Below are 20338 nucleotides of genomic sequence, written 5' to 3' on the forward strand. Positions count from 1 at the left end.
GGGTAGCGTTTGCCCCGACAGCACCGGCACGGCCTTCCGGGGGACGACTTGCTCATCACGGACGACTTCCTGCCCGTACCGGTCCCGGAGTCGCTCAGCGCGACCTACCTGGTACCGGTGGCGGGGTTGCCACCGGTGAGCCCGAAAACGGCGGTACGGGGTCTCGCCGGCCGCCTCGCCGACCCGGTGTACGGCCTGGCCACGCAGATGCTGGACAGTCCGCTGATGTCGGTGGACACCCGGTCGATCGACGAGTTCCCGCAACTGCCGCCGGATCTGCTCACCGCGTTCGGCGCGACCGAGGCCCAGCTGGGCCGGCTCGCCGCCGCCAGTCACCTGGTGGTGGTGCAGGCCGAGTACCGGCCGGGTTGGCCACCGGCGCACGAGTGGGCGGCCCGCGCGGTGGCCGCCGCGGTTGCCGAGTCCGTCGGCGGTGACGTGGTGGACGTGTTCGGGTTGCAGTTCCTCGACCCGGCGACGGCGTTGAAGTCGCTGCCGGACGCGCAGGGCCGGATCCGGCTTGTCGACTGGGTGCTCGTGCCGTACTCCTCGGACACCGAGGGGTTGTGGTTCACCACCAAGGGGCTGCGCCGCTTCGGGCTGCTGGAGTTGCAGACCCAGGGGGTGCCCGACCATCTCACCCGGGCCTGGGGGGCGGTGCTGACCGGTGCCGCCCGCCGACTGCTGCGGGACTGGACCGACGGGCTGGCCGGCGAGGAGGTGCCGGCGTTCGTGCAGCTACCGGTGCTGGCCACGGTGACCGGGCACGACATCGCGGTGGCGTACGGCAATCCGGAGCAGCACGGCGCGACGGCCCCGGTGCTGCTGCGGCTGGAACTGGACCCGGCGACCGACCCGGAGGCCGACTCGTTCCTGAGCCTGCGCCCGCCGCCCGGTCACCCCGGGCCGGACGGCCGCTACTTCGCGGCGGCCTGCGCGACCCTCTTCTCCGGCATCGAGCCGGACGTCCGGTACGCCCGGTCCGGTGACGCGATGAGCCGGGCCGTCGCCACCGCCCGCGCCGGGCTGGACGGCATCCGGGCCCGGTTCCTCGCCGACGGGCTGCCACCGGAGGCGCAACTGGTGGTCAAGTACGGCCTGCCCGGCGACGACGGCCCCGAGTACGTGTGGGCCGGGGTCAGCTCGTGGGACGCCCCGGAGCGGATCGTCGGGGCCAGCGCCAGCGACGCCAACACCGACCCCAGCGTGCGGATCGGCTCCCCGGTCGTGGTGGCGGTCGCCGAGGTCGTCGACTGGGCGGTCCTGGACGGCACCGGCGTCATCGAGGGCGGCTGGACCCAGGCCGTCCTCGACGCCGGCGAACGCCCCCACCCCACCCACTGACCCCGTCCTCTTCCCCACCCCCGGCACTCACCCGCCCGGGCACTCACCCGCCCGCGTGATCAAGAGGTTTGCGTCAGAAATCCAGGGGCGGGGTGACGCAAACCTCTTGATCACCGGGGCGAGCTGCGGGCCGGGGCGAGCTGCGGAGAGGGTCAGCGGACGGAGGGGGTGACGAAGGGGGGACGGGTGACCCGCATCTGGGCGCGGCGGCCCCGGATGTCGACCTCGACGAGGTCGCCGTCGGCGAGTTTCGGGTCGGTGTCCAGCAGGGCGAGGGCGATGCCCTGCTTGCGGGTGGGGCTGAAGGTACCGCTGGTGACCGTGCCGACCGGGGCGTCACCGGCGTACACGGTCATCCCGGCGCGCGGGATGGCCCGGTCGACGGCCTCCAGGCCACGCAGCGTCCGGCGGGGGCCGGCGGCCTTCTCGGCGCGCAGCGCGTCGCGGCCCCAGAACGCCGGCTTGTCCCAGCCCACGGCCCAACCGGAGCGCCCCTGCACGGGGGTGATGTCCAGGGAGAGGTCCTGCCCGTGCAGCGGGTACCCCATCTCGGTGCGCAGGGTGTCCCGGGCACCCAGCCCGCAGGCCCGCAGCTCGACCCGCTCCCCGGCGGCGAACAGCGCGTCCCAGACGGCGACGGCGTCCGCTGCCGGCACCACCAGCTCGTAGCCCAGCTCGCCGGTGTAGCCGGTACGGCAGACGGTCAGTTCGGCCCCGGCCAGCGTCGCCGGGGAGAAGCTCATGTACTCGTGCCCGGTGGGCAGGCCCAGCGCGTCGAGCAGTTCGGCCGAGCGGGGGCCCTGCACGGCCAGCACGGCGTACCGGTCGTGCTCGTCGGTGACCTCGACGTCGGCCGGGGCGGCGGCGCGCAGCCGGCGGACCACCTCGGCGGTGTTCGCCGCGTTGGGGATGAGGAAGACGTGGTCGTCGGCGTACCGGTAGGCGATGATGTCGTCGACCACCCCGCCGGTGGCGTCGTCGCAGCAGAGCGTGTACTGCGCCTTGCCCGCACCGATCCGGTCCAGGTCGTTGGTCAGGCAGGAGTTGACGAACCGGGCGGCGCCGGGGCCGGTGACCCGCGCCTTGCCCAGGTGCGAGACGTCGAAGACGCCGACCGCCGTGCGGACCGCCGCGTGTTCCCTGAGCACGCCACCACCGGCGTACTCCAGGGGCATCTCCCAACCCCCGAAGGGGGCGAACTTGGCACCGAGCGCGGCGTGTCGCGCGTGCAGCGGGGAACGGCGCAGCCGGGTCGCGGCGGCGTCGGAGGTCACGTCCGTCATGGGTGGCAACTTACCGCCGGGTGTCCCGCTGGTTAGCATCGGCGGGACCCGTCGGCACTTCGGCGGGACGCACCCGCGCTCCGGCGGGTAGGTTGCCGCCGGAGACCATCACCGCCGGTACGCGACGCCGCGGCCGGCCCGGCCCGCCCGGAGTAGCTTCAGTGACATCGTCCAGCACCACCCTCAGCCTGGTCGACACCGACCCCGCCGAGCTCACGGTCGACGCGATCGTGATCGGCGTGCACAGCCAGACCACCGGCCCGGACGCCACGAGCGGTCCCGCCGGCACCCTGCTGCTCGCCGACGGCGCGGAGAGTATCGCCGCCGCCTTCGACGGCAAGCTGACCGCGACGCTGGCCCTGCTCGGCGCGACCGGTGGCCCCGGTGAGGTGATCAAGCTGGCCACGCTGGGCACGGTCACCGCCCCGCTGGTCGTGGCGGTCGGGTTGGGTCCGGAGCCGACCGGTGCCGCCCCCGCCCCGGAGACCCTGCGCCGGGCCGCCGGCGCGGCGGTCCGGGCGCTGGCCGGGGCGCCCCGGGTGGCGCTGAGCCTGCCGCTGCCCGACGACGCCGACGCCCCGGCCGCGCTGCGCGCGGTGGCCGAGGGGGCGCTGCTCGGCGGCTACCGGTTCGCCGGTTACAAGACCAAGCCGCAGCCGTCCCGGCGGGAGCCGGTGGCCGAGGTGCTGATCGCCGTGCCGGACGCCGCCGACGCGACCGCGCGGGCCGAGGTCGACCGGGCCACCACCGTGGCCGGTGCGGTGCGGACCAGCCGCGACTGGGTCAACACCGCGCCGAACGAGCTGCGTCCGCCGGCCTTCGCCGAGGCCGTCGCCACCGCCGCCCGGGCCGCCGGGCTCGACGTCGAGGTGCTCGACGAGGAGCAGCTGCGGGCCGGCGGGTACGGCGGGATCACCGCCGTCGGGCAGGGGTCGGAGGCCCCGCCGCGGCTGGTCAAGCTGACCTGGACCCCGCAGGGCCAGACGAACGGCAAGCGGGTGGCGCTGGTCGGCAAGGGCATCACCTTCGACACCGGCGGCATCTCGATCAAGCCGGCCCAGGGCATGTGGGAGATGAAGTCCGACATGGCCGGCGCGGCGGCGGTCGGCGCGGCGATGCTGGCGATCGCGGCGCTCAAGCCGGCCGTGGCGGTGACCGGCTACCTGCCGATGGCCGAGAACATGCCGTCGGGCACCAGCTACCGGCCGGGTGACGTGGTCACCATGTTCAACGGCAAGCGGGTCGAGGTGCTCAACACCGACGCCGAGGGCCGGATGATCCTCGGCGACGCGATGGCCCGTGCCTGCGCCGACGGCACCGACTACCTGTTCGAGACGTCCACCCTCACCGGCGGGCAGGTGATCGCGCTGGGCAAGCGGATCTCGGGGGTGATGGGCACCCCCGAGCTGTGCGAGCGGGTGAAGGTGGCCGGTGACACGGTCGGCGAGCCGGCCTGGCCGATGCCGCTGCCGGACGACGTCCGCAAGGGCATGGACTCCGACGTCGCGGACATCTCGCAGGTCAACGCGGGCATGGACCGGGCCGGCCACATGCTGCAGGGCGGGGTGTTCCTGCGCGAGTTCGTCACCGACGACGTGGCGTGGGCGCACATCGACATCGCCGGTCCGAGCTACCACTCGGGTGAGCCGACCGGCTACTGGACCAAGGGCGGCACCGGGGTGCCGGTGCGTACCCTGCTGCAGCTGGTCGAGGACGTCGCCGCCAACGGCTGACGGATTCGCGACACCACGACGGGACGCCTGCGGGCGTCCCGTCCGCGTTTCCCGGGTGGCCCGCCGGGGGCAGTCAGAACAGTTCGGGGCGGCGCTTGCGGCGTTCGTTGTAGTCACGCATCCGCTGGGGGTAGCCCATCAGCCGGACGTCGTAGATCGGGATGCCCAGGGCATGGGCGAAACGACGGGCGGCGTCCGGGCCGTCGATGCGTCGGCGGGTCCACTCGCCGTCGTCGGCGATCATGATGACGGTGGTGTCGGTCATCGTGGTCCGGGGTTCGACGAACGCCTCGACCCCCCGGCGGGTGCGGGCGAAGTTGGCCAGGTGATCCAGGTCGGCCCGGTCGGCCGGCCGGTCACGGTTGGCCGGGGTCGGCGGTTTGCGTCGCCGGAACAGCGCCACCGGGCACTCCTCTCCCCCGTCCGTCGTCGGGAACCGGTGCCAAGAGTACGTGTCGGGGACGTGTCGTTGGGCACCTCGGTACGCGCTGCGGACGCGCTAGTGACAAGATGACCGAGGTGGGGTCTGCCCGTGGCGCCCCACCGTGACCCCCCGATGCAGCGAAGCGACCAGGGAGTTGGACGTGAGCGAGCCGAACGACGCAACCTTCGACATCGTCATTCTCGGAGGTGGCAGCGGCGGCTACGCGGCGGCGCTGCGTGCCGCCCAGCTTGATCTCTCCGTCGCGCTGATCGAGAAGGGCAAGCTCGGCGGCACCTGCCTGCACAACGGCTGCATCCCGACCAAGGCGCTGCTGCACGCGGCGGAGATCGCCGACCAGACCCGCGAGTCGGCGCAGTTCGGCGTCAAGGCCGAGCTGGTCGGCATCGACATGGCCGGGGTGAACTCGTACAAGGACGGGGTGATCTCCCGGCTGTACAAGGGCCTGCAGGGGCTGGTCGGCGGCAACAAGAACATCACCTTCGTGGCGGGCGCCGGCAAGCTGGTCGGCAGGAACGTCGTCGAGGTGGACGGCAAGCGGTACACCGGCCGCAACGTGATCCTGGCCTCCGGCTCGTACGCGAAGAGCCTGCCCGGCCTGGAGGTCGACGGCGAGCGGATCATCACCAGCGACCACGCGCTGACCCTGGACCGGGTGCCGGCGTCGGTGATCGTGCTGGGTGGCGGCGTGATCGGCGTCGAGTTCGCCAGCGTGTGGAAGTCCTTCGGGGTGGACGTGACCATCGTCGAGGCGCTGCCCCGGCTGGTGGCCGCCGAGGACGAGGAGTCGTCGAAGGCGCTGGAGCGGGCGTTCCGCAAGCGGAAGATCAACTTCAAGGTCGGCAAGCCGTTCGAGAAGGTCGAGAAGACCGAGAACGGCGTGAAGCTGACCATCGCCGGCGGCGAGACCGTCGAGGCCGAGCTGCTGCTGGTCGCCGTCGGCCGGGGCCCGAACACCGCCGACCTCGGCTACGAGGAGCAGGGCGTCAAGCTCGACCGGGGGTACGTGCTGACCGACGAGCGGCTGCGCACCGGCGTACCGAACGTCTACGCGGTCGGCGACATCGTGCCCGGCCTCCAGCTCGCCCACCGGGGTTTCGCCCAGGGCATCTTCGTCGCCGAGGAGATCGCCGGCCTGAACCCGGCCGTGATCGACGAGGCCGGCATCCCGCGCGTCACCTACTCCGACCCGGAGCTTGCGTCGGTGGGCCTGACCGAGGCTAAGGCCAAGGAGCAGTACGGCGACAAGGTCAAGGTCTACAACTACAACCTCGGCGGCAACGGCAAGAGCCAGATCCTCAAGACCGCCGGTTTCGTGAAGCTGGTCCGGGTCGAGGACGGCCCGGTGGTCGGCGTCCACATGGTCGGTGCCCGGGTCGGTGAGCTGATCGGCGAGGCGCAGCTCATCTACAACTGGGAGGCCTACCCGGCGGAGGTGGCGCAGCTCGTGCACGCCCACCCGACCCAGAACGAGGCGCTGGGCGAGGCGCACCTGGCCCTGGCCGGCAAGCCGCTGCACGCGCACGCCTGACCCACACTCATTCCGCGACGCCGGCGGCAAGCGGGCGAGGATCGCACCAGGCCACGAAGGAGTTTCAGAACATGCCGGTATCGGTCACCATGCCTCGGCTCGGCGAGAGCGTCACCGAGGGCACCGTCACCCGCTGGCTCAAGCAGGAGGGCGAGACCGTCGAGGTCGACGAGCCGCTGCTGGAGGTCTCCACCGACAAGGTCGACACCGAGATCCCCTCCCCCGCCGCGGGGGTGCTGAGCCGGATCGTGGTCGGCGAGGACGAGACCGCCGAGGTGGGCAGCGAACTGGCCGTCATCTCGGGTGAGGGCGAGTCGGCCGGCGGGGACGCCCCGCAGGCCGACGGTGAGGCCGACGAGCCGGAGCAGGCCGCGCCGGCCCCCGAGCCGACGGCCGCCGCCGAGGGCACCGGCCCGGAGCCGGAGCAGGACGAGCCGGCCCGGGAGCAGCCGGCGGCACAGGCCGCCCCGGCGTCGTCGGGCGAGGGTACCCCGGTGAAGATGCCGGCCCTGGGTGAGAGCGTCACCGAGGGTACGGTCACCCGCTGGCTCAAGCAGGTCGGCGAGACCGTCGAGGTCGACGAGCCGCTGCTGGAGGTCTCCACCGACAAGGTCGACACCGAGATCCCGTCGCCCGTCGCCGGCACCGTCCTGGAGATCAAGGTCTCCGAGGACGAGACCGCCGCCGTCGGCGCGGACCTGGCGATCATCGGTGCGGCGGGCGCGGCCCCGGCCGAGACGAAGCCGGAGCCGAAGGCGGAGGCCCCGAAGGCGCAGGCCCCGAAGGCGGAGCAGCCCAAGGCCGAGGCGAAGCCGGAGCCGAAGGTCACCGAGCCGACGCCGGGCGCGGGCTACGGCGAGCCGGCCGCCGAGACCGAGTCGGCGGCCCAGCCGGTGCAGGCCGAGCGGGCCGCCCAGCCGGCCGCCCCGGCGGCACCGGCCGCACCCGCCCAGGGCGGCGGCGACGCCCCCGGCTACGTGACCCCGCTGGTCCGCAAGCTGGCCGGCGAGCACGGTGTCGACCTGGCCTCGGTCAACGGCACCGGCGTGGGTGGCCGGATCCGCAAGCAGGACGTGCTGGAGGCGGCGGAGAAGGCGAAGGCGGCCAAGGCGGCTCCGGCCCCCGCCGCGCAGCCGGCCGCCGCGGCGACCCCGGCCGCACCGGCGGCGAAGCCGCAGCCGAGCGGCAAGCGGGGCACCACCGAGAAGCTGACCCGCATCCGCAAGGCCATCGCCAACCGCCTGCAGGAGTCGCTGCACGAGATGGCGCAGCTCACCACGGTGATCGAGGTGGACGTCACCCGGATCGCCAAGCTGCGGGCGCAGGCGAAGGACTCGTTCCAGCAGCGGCACGGCGTGAAGCTGTCGTTCCTGCCGTTCTTCGCGCTGGCCGCCATCGAGGCCCTGCAGACGTACCCGATCGTGAACGCCCGGATGGACCTCGACGCGGGCACCATCACCTACCCGGACGCCGAGAACCTCGGCATCGCGGTGGACACCGAGCGGGGCCTGCTGACGCCGGTCATCCACAACGCCGGTGACCTCAACCTGGGCGGCATCGCCAAGCGCGTCGCCGACCTGGCCGAGCGCACCCGGACCAACAAGATCAGCCCGGACGAGATCGCCGGGGCCACCTTCACGCTGACCAACACCGGCAGCCGGGGCGCGCTGTTCGACACCCCGATCGTGCCGTCGCCCCAGTCGGCGATGCTCGGCACGGGTGCCGTGGTGAAGCGTCCCGTCGTGGTCAACGACCCGGACCTGGGCGAGGTCATCGCGGTGCGGTCGATGGTCTACCTGGCCCTGTCCTACGACCACCGGCTGATCGACGGCGCCGACGCGGCCCGGTTCCTGGTCGCGGTCAAGGAGCGGCTGGAGGGCGGCAACTTCGAGGCCGAGCTGGGCCTGTAACACCCGCCTGCGCGAAGGGCGCCCCGGTCGTCGACCGGGGCGCCCTTCGTCGTCACGGGACCGCCGGACACGCCGGCACGGCACCTCCCGGCGGACCGGCGGCTCAGCCGCGCAGGGTCTGCTCGGAGACCGTCCAGAGCCGCTCGGCGGCGGCCGGGTCGAGGGCGTACGCGGCGACGCCGGTGCGGGTGCCGGGCTGGTTCGGGGCGGCCTGCTGGCAGTCCTCGAAGTACCGGCCGCCGATCCCGTCGAGCAGCGGCGAGGTGGCGACCAGCACCGAGGTGGCGGCACCCTGCTCGACGGTCTTCCAGGTGGCCGCGCCGCCCCCGCTGGCGGCCCGCATCCGCTCCAGTTCCTCGGCGCTGACGTACCGCTGGAGGTTGGTGTGGATCGCGCCGGGCATCAGCGCGTTGCTGACGATGCCGTCGTCGGCCCAGCGCCGGGTCGCCTCGACGGCGAACAGCACGTTCGCGGTCTTCGACTGCCCGTACGCCTCCCACGGGTCGTACGGGCGCTGCCGGAAGTGGATGTCGTCGAAGACCACCGGGGAGCGCAGGTGCGCGGCGGAGCTGACCGCGACGACGCGGGCCCCCTCGGCGGCGGCGAGGGCGCGGTGCAGCCCGGTGGCGAGGGCGAAGTGCCCGAGGTGGTTGGTGGCGAACTGCAACTCCCAGCCCTCGGGGGTACGCCGTTCGGGCGAGGCCATGATGCCGGCGTTGTTCACCAGCAGGTGCAGCGGCCCGTCCCAGGTGGCCACGAAGGCGGCCACCGACGCCCGGTCGGCGAGGTCGAGCGGGGCGACCAGCAGCCGGTCGTTGCCGGTGCTGTCGGTGATGTCCGTCGCGGCGCGCCGACCGGCGTCGAGGTCGCGTACGGCCAGGGTGACGTCGGCTCCGGCGGCGGCGAGGGCGCGGGCGGTCTCCACGCCGATGCCCGAGGCGCCGCCGGTGACCACGGCGCGTCGACCGGTGAGGTCGACGTCGCGGACCACCTCCAGGGCGGTGCTGCGGGCGTCGAAGGGGGTGTGGACCGGTGTGTCGGTGGTCATGATCCATCCTTGTCGGTGCGGCGCGGGCCGGGCGGCCCGGCCGGTACGATGAGAAGTGGAGGGCCCTCCGTTACGGTCTCCGAGACTAACCGGAGGTTCCTCCGTTTGCCAACCGGTCGCCGGACCGGTCCGCTCCGGGTGGCCGTCGTCACCGCAACGGGCGGCCGACCGCAGCCGACCCGCACCCGTGCGGTGGCCCCGCCGCACCCGATGTCAGGAGGCGACGTGCCGCCCACCAGCCCCGACGGCGACGCGCCACCCACCAGTCCCCACGGCGACGTGCCGCAGACCCGCCCGAACCGCGCCGCGCGACAGACCGGTCCGGGCCGCGACGCGCCGCAGTCCGGTGCCCGGCCGCTGCGCGCCGACGCGCTGCGCAACCGCCAGCGACTGCTCGACACCGCCGTCCGGGCGTTCTCCCGGCAGGGGCCGGAGGTGACCCTGGAGTCGATCGCCCGGGAGGCCGGGGTCGGCATCGGCACCCTCTACCGGCACTTCCCCACCCGGGAGGCGCTGGTGGAGGCCGCCTACCGCAACGAGCTGGCCAAACTCTGCGACGCCGCCGACGAGCTGCTGACCCGCCTGCCGCCCGCCGAGGCGACCCGGGCCTGGATGGACCGCTTCGTCGACTACCTCGCCACCAAGCAGGGCATGGCCGACGCCCTGCGCCTGGTGATCGCCGCCGGCACCAACCCGTACGCGCAGAGCCGTGACCTGCTGGTCGCCGCGCTGACCCGGCTGCTCGCGGCCGGTGTCGCCGCCGGCACGATCCGCCCGGACGTCGACCCGGGCGACGTGCTGGCCGGGCTGGGCGGGATGTCGCTGGCGGCGCAGGGGCCGGAGCAACGGGACCTCGCCGGCCGCCTGCTCGACCTGCTCATGGCGGGGCTGCGCCGAGCCTGACCCGACCCGCCAGGTGTGGCCGTCGCGCCGCCGACGGGGATCGTAGGATCGTCGTCAGCGTCGCGGTGTACCCGGCACACAGACCGCCGAGGGCACGGAGGCGCCGGACAGCAGGGACACCTGTGCACCCCGATTCCACCCCCGCCGACCGCCTGACCGCACTCGGCCACCAACTGGTAGAGATCCACCTCTGGCTGCTCGACGAGCTCGACCAGCTCCGGGCCGGCCTCGCCGCCGGTTCCCACGGGTCACCCGGCGCGGCGCGGTTGCGCGGTCTGCGTACCCACTGCCTCAGTTTCTGCTCGGCGCTCACCCGGCACCACACCGGCGAGGACGCCGGTGCCTTCCGGGTGCTCGCCGACGAGGTGCCCGAGCTGCGGCCGGTGCTCGACAAGCTCAGCCGGGACCACCGCATGGTCGACTGGATCGTCCGCCGGATCGAGGCGCTGGTCACCGATCCACCGGCGGACGACCCGGCGGCCGTCGACCGGGTCCGCGTCGAGCTGGAGGGCCTGTCCGCGATCCTCGCCTCGCACTTCCGCTACGAGGAACGCACCCTCACCGCCGCCCTCGACGCGCTCGGCCACCGGGCCGGCGACACCACGGCACTGCTCGGGGTGACCCCACCGCCGGACTGGTGAGCCGGGCCGCCGGGTTCCGCGCCTCCCGCACCGACGGTTCCACGCCGGCCCCGGCAGAGCCCGGGGCGGGGGCGGGCGATTCTCCGGTCGGCAGAATCCGGGCCTGCGGGATGGCCGGGACGACCCGCGACGGCGAAGCTGGGCCGGTGACCGTCTTCTCGCTCCAGGCCACCCCGACCGACGCGGCGGGCTGGGTCGACCTCGCCCGCCGGGCGGAGTCGGTCGGCTTCGACGCCCTGCTCGCCGCCGACCACCCGGGCGACGTGACGTCCCCGTTCGTCGCGCTCGCCGCCGCCGCGTCGGTGACCACCACGATCGGGCTCGGCTCGTACGTGTCGAATCTGGGGGTGCGGGAACCGATCCTGCTCGCCGCCGACGTGGCCACCCTCGACCTGGTCTCCGGTGGACGGGCCCGGCTCGGTGTCGGTGCCGGCCACACCCCCGCCGAGTGGGCCGCCGTCGGCCGGGTACGCCCCGACGTGGCCGGTCGGGTACGCCGCTGCGTGGCCGTCGCCGAGGCGGTCCGCGCCCTGCTCGACGGCTCCCCGGTGACGGTCGACTCCCCCGACCTGGTGCCGCGGGAGGCCCGGCTGACCTCGCCCCGGCCGGTGCGGGACCGCATCCCGTTGACCATGGGCACCGCCAACTCGACGTTGCTGCGTTGGGCCGGCGCGCACGCCGACGTGGTCGGGTTGACCGGTTTCGGGCGTACCCTCGCCGACGGGCACCGGCACGAGGCGCGTTGGCGGGTCGACCAGATCGAGGCGCAGCTCGCGCACGTGGCCGCCGGGGCGGCCGGCCGGGACACCCCGCCCGCGCTGGAGGCGCTGGTGCAGACGGTCGTGGTCACCGACGACGCCGGGGCCGCCGCCGCCGAGCAGGCCGAACGGATCGGTCTGACCGTCACCGAGCTGCTGGCCACCCCGTTCGTGCTGATCGGCACGGTGGACGAGATCGTCGCGGCGGTCGCGGCCCACCGGCGTCGCTGGGGTGTCACCCGCTTCGTGGTACGCCGGGACGCCCTCGAACCGCTCGTCCCGGTGCTGGCCCGGCTGCCCGGTGCCCCACCGGCTCCGGACGGGGCGGGGTCCACCCGAGCGTGATGGGCGCTCAGGGGGCGGGGGTCGCCCCGGTGATGCCCTGGTAGAAGCGGATCTTCTCGCGCAGGTGGGCGTACTGGCGCTGGAGCAGGGTCAACTGTTCCTCGACCCGGGCGGCGTGCTGTTCCAGCAGCTCCTGCCGGGCGGCGACGGTGTGTTCCCCCTCCCGGGACAGCTCGGCGTAGCGGCACATCTCGGCGATCGGCATGCCGGTGTCGCGCAGGCAGCGGAAGATCACCAGCCAGCTCAGGTCGTCGTCGGTGAAGACCCGACGGCCACCCGAGGTGCGGCCGACGCCGCTGAGCAGGCCGATCTTCTCGTAGTAGCGGAGGGTGTCGAGGCTGAACCCACTGCGCCGGGCGGCCTCCGAGGGCGGGTACATGGGGCGGATGCTACCGCTTGACCTGGAGCGCACTCCAGGTTGAACACTGGTCGGCATGACGACGACACGGACTCTGGGCCACAGCGGAATCGAGGTCGGCGCGATCGGCATGGGGTGCTGGGCGATCGGCGGTCCGCTGTGGGGCGACGACGGTCAGCCGTACGGCTGGGGTGAGGTGGACGACGACGAGTCGGTCGCCACCATCCACCAGGCCCTCGACCTGGGCGTCACCCTCTTCGACACGGCCAGCAACTACGGGGCCGGGCACAGCGAGCGGGTGCTCGGCCGGGCGCTCGCCGGCCGGCGGGACCGGGCGGTGATCGTCACCAAGTTCGGCAACCGCAGCGACGAGGCGACCCGACGGGCGCTGGGCGTGGACGCCAGCCCGGCGTACGCGGTGGCCAGCCTGGAGGGATCGCTGCGCCGGCTCGGCACCGACCACGTCGACCTCTACCTGCTGCACCTCAACGACCTGCCGGCGTCCGCCGCGCTCGACCTGGTCGACACCCTGGAGGGCCTGGTCACCCAGGGCAAGATCCGGGGGTACGGCTGGAGCACCGACGACCCGGACTCGGCGCGGGCGTTCGCCGGGGCGGGGCCGCACTGCATCGCCGTCGAGCACGACGAGTCGGTGCTGAACGACAACCCGGACGTGCTCGCCGTCTGCGACGCCTTCGACCTGGCCAGCCTCAACCGGGGGCCACTGGCGATGGGCCTGCTCACCGGGGCCACCCGCACGCCGGGCGCGGACGACGTGCGGGGCCGGGCGCCGGAGTGGCTGGTCTGGTTCCGCGACGGCCGGCCCACCCCCGAGTGGTCGGCCCGGGTGGCGGCGATCCGGGCGGCATTGACCGCGGACGGCCGTACCCTCGCCCAGGGGGCGCTGGGCTGGCTGTTGGCCCGCAGCCCCCGTACGCTGCCGATCCCCGGCTGCCGGAGGGTGGCGCAGGCCCGGGAGAACTTCGCCGCCCTCACCCTCGGCCCACTCCCGGAGGACGCGTTCGCCGAGGTGGAGCGCCTCCTGGCCGACCTGCGCCCGACCCCGGCCGGCGACCCGGCCGCCCGGTAGGCCCCGCCACCACGGGCCCCCGCCCTCCCGCCTCCCGCCCGACCACTCACCCCCGACTCCCCCGCCCCGCCTCGGCGGATGGCCGCCCCGTCCCCGCTGATCAAGAGGTTCGAGTCAGTTGATCAAGAGGTTCGCGTCAAGATTGATCTTCAACCTGACGCGTACCTCTTGATCACCGGGACGAGCCGGCCGGGGGTGGACGTCGGGGGGTGGGGTCGGGTGGGGGTTGGTGGTCGGCGCATCCGATCGGGGGCGCGTGCCCGAAGATAGGGGTATGCGGATCCTGATGGGCGGCGCGTCCGGTTTTCTCGGCACCCGGTTGGTCGATCGTCTCACCGACGAGGGGCACCAGGTCGTCCGGCTGGTCCGGCGGTCGCCGCGTACCCCAGACGAGCAGCGGTGGGACCCGACCGCCGGGCAGCTCGACCCGGCCGTGGTGGCCGGGGCCGACGCGGTGGTCAACCTGGCCGGGGCCGGGGTGGGCGACAGGCGGTGGACCGACGACTACCGCCGGGTGATCCGGTCCAGCCGGGTGGACACCACCACCACGCTGGCGGTCACGATCGCCGGGATGCCGGCGGCGGACCGTCCCCCGGTGCTGCTCAACTCCTCGGCGGTCGGCTGGTACGGCAACACCGGCGACCGGGTGGTCGAGGAGGACGCCCCGGCGGGTGAGGGGTTCCTCGCCGACGTGTGCCGGGTCTGGGAGGCGGCGACCCGACCCGCCGAGGACGCCGGGGTCCGGGTGGTACGGCTGCGGACGGGTCTGCCGTTGCACCGCGACGGGGGGCTGCTCAAGCCGCAGCTGCTGCCGTTCAAGCTGGGCGTCGCCGGTCGGCTCGGCAGTGGGCGGCAGTGGCTACCGTGGATCTCACTGCGGGACTGGCTGGACGCGACGGTGTTCCTGCTGACCGCCGGGGAGGTCGCCGGCGCGGTCAACGTGGTCGGCCCGAACCCGGTCACCAACGCCGAGTTCACCCGGGAGTTCGCCCGTCAACTGCACCGGCCGGCGATCGTCCCGATCCCCGCGGTCGCCCTGAAGGTCGCCCTGGGCGGCTTCGCCCAGGAGGCGCTGACCAGCACCCGGGTCCTGCCCGCCGTGCTCACCCGGGCCGGTTTCTCCTGGACCCACCCCGAGCTGCCCGCCGCGCTGCACGCCGCCCTGCACGACTGACCCGCCGTGGTCGGGGTCGCGGGTCCGACCGGTCGGTCCAGTTCCGGTTGGTAACGTCCGCTCCGTGCCGACTTCCCCGACCCTGGCCGCCGACCCGCCGCCCACCGCCGCCCCGGACGCCGCCCGGGGTCGGCGGGCCGACCTGATCGTGCTGGTCGTCGCGGTGGCGCTGGCGGTCTGGGTGACCAGCGGGCTGTGGCGCGACCCGAACCAGCGGGCGGTCACCGTGAACTCCAGCGACCAGGCGCTCTTCGAGTGGCTGCTCGCCTTCGGCGGGCACGCGGTCACCCACGGGGAGAACCCGCTCTTCACCCACCTGCTCAACGTGCCGGACGGGGTGAACCTCGCCGTCAACACCTCGATCACCGTGTACGCGGTGGTCTTCGCCCCGTTGACGTACCTGATCGGGCCGCCGGCCACGTTCCTGGTGATCCTCACCCTCAACCTCGCCGCCACCGCGCTGGCCTGGTACTGGCTGCTCTCCCGGCACCTGGTCGCCAGTCGGCTCGCGGCGGGTGTCGGGGCGCTGTTCGTGGCCTTCTCCCCCGGCATGGTCGCGCACGCCAACGCCCACCTGAACTGGACCGCCGGCTGGTTGGTGCCGCTGCTGGTGGCCGGGGTGTTCGCGCTGCGCCGGCCGGGCCGCTGGTTGCGCGGCGGGCTGGTGCTCGGGGTGCTGGTCGCGGTGGCCTTCTCGGTCGCCGCCGAGGGGTTGTTCTTCACCGCGCTGGCGGTCGCCGTCTTCCTCGCCGGGTGGGCGCTGCACCCGGCCCGCCGGGCGCAGGCCCGCGCCGCGCTGCCGGACTTCCTGCGCGGGCTGGCGGTGACCGCGCTGGTCGCCGGGGTGCTGCTGGCGTACCCGCTGTGGTTGCACTTCGCCGGGCCGCAACGGTTCCACGGCACCGGCTTCGACCCGGTCATCCACGCCGAGGACATCGCCGCGTTCGGGGCGTACCCGAGCCGGTCGGTGGCCGGCGCGCTGGGCTGGGACACCACGCTGGCGCCCAACCCGACCGAGGAGAACAGCTTCTTCGGGGTGCCGCTGCTGCTGCTCACCGTGGTCTGCTTCGGGTGGTTGTGGCGTCGGGCCAGCCCCGGCCGGCGGGCCACGCTGACCGCGCTCGGGGTGACCGCCGTGGTCTTCGCGGTGCTGTCCTGGGGGCCGCTGGCGAAGTGGAACGGGAGCCGTACCGGCCAACTGCTGCCCTTCGGGGTGCTGGACGACCTGCCGGTGGTCAACGCCGCCCTGCCGTCCCGGCTGGCCCTGGTGGTGGCGCCGGTGATCGGGGTGCTGCTGGCGTACACCGTCGACCGGCTGCGGGCGACGCCGCCGGGTCGCCCGGCGGCCTGGGCCTGGCGGGCGGGGTTCGTGGCGGCGCTGCTGCCGCTGCTGCCGATCCCGCTGCTGACCAGCGTCCGCCCGCCGGTGCCGGAGTTCGTCACCGCCGGCACCTGGCGGGAGTACGTCTCACCGGGCGGGGTGCTCACCCCGATCCCGCTGACCCTGGACGTCACCCCCGACGGGCAACGCTGGCAGGCGTACGCCCTGTCCCACCGGCAGGGCGAGTTCCGGTTGCCCGCCGGCTTCTTCCTCGGCCCCGGCGGCCCGGACGGGCGGGGCCGGATCGGGCCGCCGCCGCGCACCTTCGACACGCTGATGGACCAGGCCGGGCGGACCGGGCTGGTGCCGATCGTCACCGAGGGCAGCATCCGGCTGTCCCGGGCGGACCTGCGGTACTGGGGGGTCGAGGCGGTCGTCCTGCCCGACGAGGTGCACGGCGCCAAGTACGACCTCGACGAGGACGCCCTGCGCCGCACCGCCACCGCCCTGCTCGGCGAGCCCCGCCGGGTGGACGACGTGTGGCTCTGGACGGTCCCCGCCACCTGACCGGTCCGCCACCTGTGGGGGGTCACGCAGGGTGGCGCGACGAGGCTCACGGGGCACGGCGGAGGCGGGCGGGGCTAGGGTGGCAGGGTGAGCGTGACGACTTCCGGGGTGACCGCCGTCCGGGCGGGTGTGGTCGACTACCCGGCCGCGTGGGACGAGCAACGGCGGCTGCACGAGGCGGTGGTGGCCGGCGAGCGCGGCGACACCGTGCTGCTGCTGGAACACCCGAGCGTCTACACCGCCGGCAAGCGCACCGAGCCCTGGGACCGGCCGATGGACGGCACCCCCGTCGTCGACGTCGACCGGGGTGGCAAGATCACCTGGCACGGTCCGGGGCAGCTCGTCGGCTACCCGATCGTCCGGCTGCCCGACCCGGTCGACGTGGTCGCCTACGTCCGCCGCACCGAGCAGCTGCTGATCGACGTCTGCGCCGAGTTCGGGCTGACCGCCGGCCGGGTCGAGGGACGCAGCGGCGTCTGGGTGCCCGACGACGACCGGGGCCCGGCCCGCAAGGTGGCCGCCATCGGCATCCGGGTCGCCCGGGGCGTCACCCAGCACGGCTTCGCGATCAACTGCGACTGCGACCTGTCGTACTACGACCGGATCGTGCCGTGCGGCATCGCCGACGCCGGCACCACCTCGCTCACCGCCGAACTGGGCCGCCCGGTGACGGTGGCCGAGGTACTGCCCGTGGTGGAACGGCACCTGCCCACCCTGCTCGGCTGAGCCGGAGGCACCGCCTGCGGACAGTGACCGTCGCATCGATGGCAGCAGAGCAACGGCCACACCGGCGAGACCACTACCCAGAGTGCAGGCCCCGCAGGCCGGCGGGCGGCGGGCGGCCACGGCCGGCCGACGCACGCCAGCCTGCCGACACCCGCCAGCATCCTCGGCACGGCCGCCCGACCCGACCCGGTCTGCCCTACCAGCCCCCGGGCCAGCCCGGCACGGTCCGGCCGGGCCGAGCCCGATCGCACGCACCCTTGACGGTTCAGGGGGTCAGCCGGTGCAGGTCGCGGGGGAAGGCGGTCACCTCCCGGACGTTGGCCGCGCCGACCAGCCGGGCCACGAACCGTTCCAGGCCGATCGCGAAGCCGCCGTGCGGCGGCATCCCGTGCCGGAACGCGTCGACGTACCCGGCGTAGGGCTCGACCGGCTCGCCGCGCGCCGCGAGGGCCGCCAGGTAGTCGGCGTGGCGGTGCAGCCGCTGCCCGCCGGTGACCAGCTCCAGACCCCGGAAGAGCAGGTCGAAACCGTTCGAGTACGCGGGCCGGGCCGGGTCGGGGTGGGTGTAGAAGGGCCGCTTCGCCATCGGGTACCCGGTGACGAAGAGGAGGTCCGACCCGTGGGTGGCGCGGGCCCACTCCCCCAGCGCCCGTTCGTGGGCGGGGGCCAGGTCGGGTTCGTCGGCGGGCGCGCCGGCGATCCGCAGCGCCTCGGTGAAGTGCACGGCGGGGATCTCGGCCGGCACCTCGGGCAGGGTCAGTCCCAGGGTCGCCACCGCGCCACCGGCCCGCCGGGCCACCTCGGCGAGCATCCCGGCGAGGGTGTCCCGCAGCACCGCCATCACGTCCCGGTGGTCGTCGACGAAGCCCAGCTCGACGTCGAGCGAGGTGTACTGGGCCAGGTGCCGGACGGTGTCGTGCGGTTCGGCCCGGAACACCGGCCCCACCTCGTAGACCCGTTCGAAGACGCCCACCATCAGCTGCTTGTAGAACTGCGGTGACTGGGCCAGGTACGCCGGCCGGCCGAACCAGTCGAGGGTGAAGACGTTCGCCCCGCTCTCGGTGGACGTGGCCACCACCTTCGGGGTGTGCACCTCCACGAAGTCGCGGGCGTCCAGGGTGGCCCGGAAGCCGGCCACCGCCGCCGCCGCGATCCGCAGGGCCGCCGCGCGGGTCGGGTGCCGCAGCGCCACCGGCGCGTGGTCGAGCTGGGTGGGCAGGGTCGCGGTGAGCGCCGGCCGGTAGAGGTCGAACGGGGGCGGCACGGCGGGCGGGCCGAGCGGTCGTACGGTCGGGTGGGTCAGCTCGACCCCGGCGGGCGCGGTGCCGTTCGCGGTGACCGTGCCGACCACCTCGACCACCGTCTCCTCGGGCAACGCCGTCACGGCGGCCCGCACGTCCGGGTCGGTGACCACCACCTGGGTCAGGCCGGTGACGTCCCGGACGATCAGGAAGGCCACCGACTTGAGCAGGCGGCGGCGGTGCACCCAGCCGGCGATCCGCACGGTCGTGCCGGTACGGGTGGGCAGGTGGGCGGAAAGGATGCGTTGCACGGCGGTTACCTCCTCGATCAATCGCAACGCGATCCCCGGGAGGTGTGGGCGAGCGGGAACCTCGCGGTGCCACCACACCTTCGCCCCCGCCGTGGCGGGAGCCTCATTCGTCGCCTTTTCACCGGGGCCAGCCGGGCGGGCTCTACTGGGCGCGCGGACGCGCCGTTCTTCCCGCGGCTCGGGAGGGTCTTCGCGCCCCGGCGTCAGACCGCCTTCCAGCAACCGGCGGCTCTCTGCACTGGCGGATCGGGGCGTTACTCGGCTCCGTCACAGCTCTGCCGGCACGCTAGCACCCGTCCCACCGGGCTGTAACGGGCTTTTCGGGTCGCCGGGTGGCCGGTGTCACAAGACCGGTGACGTGACGCCGGTCGCCCGACGTGCATCGATCGCCGCCGTCGGGCGTAGGCTCGGTTTTGTGACGATCGAGCACTCCGCGCCGACGACCCAGCAGGCAGCGCGCTCCGCGACGGTCGCCCCCGAGGGGCGACGGATGCTGCGGATCGAGGCGCGCAACGCCGAGACGCCGATCGAGCGCAAACCGCCGTGGATCAAGGTCAAGGCCAAGATGGGGCCGGAGTACACCGAGCTGCGCGGGCTGGTCTCGCGCGAGGGGTTGCACACCGTCTGCCAGGAAGCCGGCTGCCCCAACATCTACGAGTGCTGGGAGGACCGGGAGGCCACCTTCCTCATCGGTGGCGACCAGTGCACCAGGCGCTGCGACTTCTGCCAGATCGACACCGGCAAGCCGGCCGAGTTCGACGCCGACGAGCCGCGCCGGGTGGCCGAGTCGGTGGCCACGATGGGCCTGCGCTACGCCACCGTCACCGGGGTGGCCCGTGACGACCTGCCCGACGGCGGCGCGTGGCTCTACGCCGAGACGGTCCGGCAGATCCACGCGCTGCGCTCCGGCTGCGGCGTCGAGCTGCTGATCCCCGACTTCAACGCCGTCCCCGAGCAGCTCGCCGAGGTGTTCGGCGCCCGGCCCGAGGTGCTGGCGCACAACGTCGAGACGGTGCCGCGGATCTTCAAGCGGATCCGTCCGGCGTTCCGCTACGAGCGTTCGCTCGACGTGATCCGGCAGGCCCGTGCCGCCGGGCTGGTCACCAAGAGCAATTTGATCCTGGGCATGGGCGAGGAGCGGGCCGAGATCTCCCAGGCGCTGCGCGACCTGCATGAGGCCGGCTGCGAGCTGATCACCATCACCCAGTACCTGCGGCCCACCCCCCGGCACCACCCGGTGACCCGCTGGGTCAAGCCGGAGGAGTTCGTCGAGCTGCGCGAGGAGGCCGAGGAGATCGGCTTCGCCGGGGTGATGAGCGGGCCGCTGGTGCGTTCGTCGTACCGGGCGGGGCGGCTCTACCAGCAGGCGTTGACGGCCCGCCGGGACGCCTCGGTCACCGTCGGCTGACCCCCGGACGCCACCGGGCCCGCCTGCGGAATACCACCGGTCGCGGCGACGACCGCCGGGCATTCGAGTGTGTCGATCTTCCCAGACCTCGGCGGCACCCGCAAGGGGTGTCCGGCCGCAGCTCGGCGTCGATTCGGCGACGCTGTCCGGGCACGGCGGGATCGTGTTAGATTCCGCCAGCCCTGACCCGCAACTCATCGATGG

The 20338-nt window shown here is 73.9% G+C and carries 17 protein-coding genes; 12 read left to right on the forward strand and 5 right to left on the reverse strand.

Annotation, left to right across the window (positions count from 1 at the left end; all coding sequences use genetic code 11):
* Positions 1–48: 48 nt before the first annotated feature.
* Positions 49–1344 (forward strand): DUF2314 domain-containing protein, encoded by a 1296-nt coding sequence (locus ACN261_RS00780; protein ID WP_421483531.1) that lies wholly within the window; start codon positions 49–51, stop codon positions 1342–1344.
* A 152-nt stretch (positions 1345–1496) separates the two neighbouring features.
* Here ACN261_RS00780 and gcvT read toward each other — a convergent pair whose 3' ends face one another.
* Positions 1497–2627, reverse strand: a complete 1131-nt coding sequence (gene gcvT, locus ACN261_RS00785) for a glycine cleavage system aminomethyltransferase GcvT (RefSeq protein WP_421483532.1) — start codon at positions 2625–2627, stop codon at positions 1497–1499.
* A gap of 161 nt (positions 2628–2788) precedes the next feature.
* On the opposite strand from gcvT, the gene ACN261_RS00790 reads away from it, so the two are divergent.
* Positions 2789–4360 carry a leucyl aminopeptidase gene (locus ACN261_RS00790; RefSeq protein WP_421483533.1) on the forward strand — a complete coding sequence of 524 codons (1572 nt, stop codon included), beginning with the start codon at positions 2789–2791 and terminating at the stop codon, positions 4358–4360.
* Between the two features lie 73 nt (positions 4361–4433).
* Here the strand turns inward: ACN261_RS00790 and ACN261_RS00795 are convergent, their stop codons facing one another.
* Positions 4434–4763 (reverse strand): hypothetical protein, encoded by a 330-nt coding sequence (locus ACN261_RS00795; RefSeq protein WP_421483534.1) that lies wholly within the window; start codon positions 4761–4763, stop codon positions 4434–4436.
* Between the two features lie 142 nt (positions 4764–4905).
* Between ACN261_RS00795 and lpdA the strand changes: the two genes are divergently transcribed.
* Positions 4906–6333, forward strand: a complete 1428-nt coding sequence (lpdA, locus tag ACN261_RS00800) for a dihydrolipoyl dehydrogenase (RefSeq protein WP_421483535.1) — start codon at positions 4906–4908, stop codon at positions 6331–6333.
* 71 nt (positions 6334–6404) lie between these two features.
* Positions 6405–8243, forward strand: coding sequence for a 2-oxoglutarate dehydrogenase, E2 component, dihydrolipoamide succinyltransferase (gene sucB, locus ACN261_RS00805; protein WP_425847820.1), 1839 nt, complete (start codon positions 6405–6407; stop codon positions 8241–8243).
* A gap of 103 nt (positions 8244–8346) precedes the next feature.
* Here the strand turns inward: sucB and ACN261_RS00810 are convergent, their stop codons facing one another.
* Complete coding sequence (locus tag ACN261_RS00810; RefSeq protein WP_421483537.1) at positions 8347–9291, reverse strand: SDR family NAD(P)-dependent oxidoreductase; 945 nt, start codon at positions 9289–9291, stop codon at positions 8347–8349.
* 225 nt (positions 9292–9516) lie between these two features.
* On the opposite strand from ACN261_RS00810, the gene ACN261_RS00815 reads away from it, so the two are divergent.
* From ACN261_RS00815 to ACN261_RS00825, 3 genes are all read left to right on the forward strand, one after another.
* Complete coding sequence (locus ACN261_RS00815; protein ID WP_425847823.1) at positions 9517–10194, forward strand: TetR/AcrR family transcriptional regulator; 678 nt, start codon at positions 9517–9519, stop codon at positions 10192–10194.
* Positions 10195–10316: 122 nt separating this feature from the next.
* Positions 10317–10835 carry a hemerythrin domain-containing protein gene (locus ACN261_RS00820; RefSeq protein ID WP_425847825.1) on the forward strand — a complete coding sequence of 173 codons (519 nt, stop codon included), beginning with the start codon at positions 10317–10319 and terminating at the stop codon, positions 10833–10835.
* Between the two features lie 146 nt (positions 10836–10981).
* Positions 10982–11938, forward strand: a complete 957-nt coding sequence (locus ACN261_RS00825; RefSeq protein ID WP_425847828.1) for an LLM class flavin-dependent oxidoreductase — start codon at positions 10982–10984, stop codon at positions 11936–11938.
* A gap of 7 nt (positions 11939–11945) precedes the next feature.
* Here ACN261_RS00825 and ACN261_RS00830 read toward each other — a convergent pair whose 3' ends face one another.
* Positions 11946–12317, reverse strand: coding sequence for a MerR family transcriptional regulator (locus ACN261_RS00830; protein WP_421483541.1), 372 nt, complete (start codon positions 12315–12317; stop codon positions 11946–11948).
* A 55-nt stretch (positions 12318–12372) separates the two neighbouring features.
* Here ACN261_RS00830 and ACN261_RS00835 point away from each other — a divergent pair, with 55 nt between their 5' ends.
* From ACN261_RS00835 to lipB, 4 genes are all read left to right on the forward strand, one after another.
* Positions 12373–13386, forward strand: a complete 1014-nt coding sequence (locus tag ACN261_RS00835) for an aldo/keto reductase (protein WP_425847831.1) — start codon at positions 12373–12375, stop codon at positions 13384–13386.
* A 274-nt stretch (positions 13387–13660) separates the two neighbouring features.
* Complete coding sequence (locus ACN261_RS00840) at positions 13661–14560, forward strand: TIGR01777 family oxidoreductase (RefSeq protein ID WP_425847834.1); 900 nt, start codon at positions 13661–13663, stop codon at positions 14558–14560.
* A 64-nt stretch (positions 14561–14624) separates the two neighbouring features.
* Entirely contained in the window at positions 14625–16448 is a 1824-nt protein-coding gene (locus tag ACN261_RS00845) for a DUF2079 domain-containing protein (RefSeq protein ID WP_425847837.1), read from the forward strand.
* Between the two features lie 87 nt (positions 16449–16535).
* The gene (lipB, locus tag ACN261_RS00850) at positions 16536–17174 is read left to right on the forward strand and encodes a lipoyl(octanoyl) transferase LipB (RefSeq protein ID WP_421483545.1); all 639 of its coding nucleotides are present in this window, start codon (positions 16536–16538) and stop codon (positions 17172–17174) included.
* Between the two features lie 265 nt (positions 17175–17439).
* Here the strand turns inward: lipB and aspS are convergent, their stop codons facing one another.
* A complete protein-coding gene (gene aspS / locus ACN261_RS00855; protein ID WP_425847840.1) occupies positions 17440–18726 on the reverse strand; it encodes an aspartate--tRNA(Asn) ligase in 1287 nt (428 codons plus the stop codon).
* Positions 18727–19084: 358 nt separating this feature from the next.
* Between aspS and lipA the strand changes: the two genes are divergently transcribed.
* Entirely contained in the window at positions 19085–20134 is a 1050-nt protein-coding gene (gene lipA, locus ACN261_RS00860; protein ID WP_425847843.1) for a lipoyl synthase, read from the forward strand.
* Positions 20135–20338 lie beyond the last annotated feature (204 nt).

It is taken from the genome of Micromonospora sp. WMMD723 (assembly GCF_049863385.1).
Lineage (GTDB): Bacteria > Actinomycetota > Actinomycetes > Mycobacteriales > Micromonosporaceae > Micromonospora > Micromonospora wenchangensis.

What these genes read in the sequence shown, in the direction of transcription:
- ACN261_RS00835 (WP_425847831.1), top strand. Translation starts at nt 12,373, where the DNA reads ATGACGACGACACGGACTCTGGGCCACAGCGGAATCGAGGTCGGCGCG.
- ACN261_RS00830 (WP_421483541.1), bottom strand. Translation starts at nt 12,317, where the DNA reads ATGTACCCGCCCTCGGAGGCCGCCCGGCGCAGTGGGTTCAGCCTCGAC.
- gcvT (WP_421483532.1), bottom strand. Translation starts at nt 2,627, where the DNA reads ATGACGGACGTGACCTCCGACGCCGCCGCGACCCGGCTGCGCCGTTCC.
- ACN261_RS00810 (WP_421483537.1), bottom strand. Translation starts at nt 9,291, where the DNA reads ATGACCACCGACACACCGGTCCACACCCCCTTCGACGCCCGCAGCACC.
- sucB (WP_425847820.1), top strand. Translation starts at nt 6,405, where the DNA reads ATGCCGGTATCGGTCACCATGCCTCGGCTCGGCGAGAGCGTCACCGAG.
- ACN261_RS00840 (WP_425847834.1), top strand. Translation starts at nt 13,661, where the DNA reads ATGCGGATCCTGATGGGCGGCGCGTCCGGTTTTCTCGGCACCCGGTTG.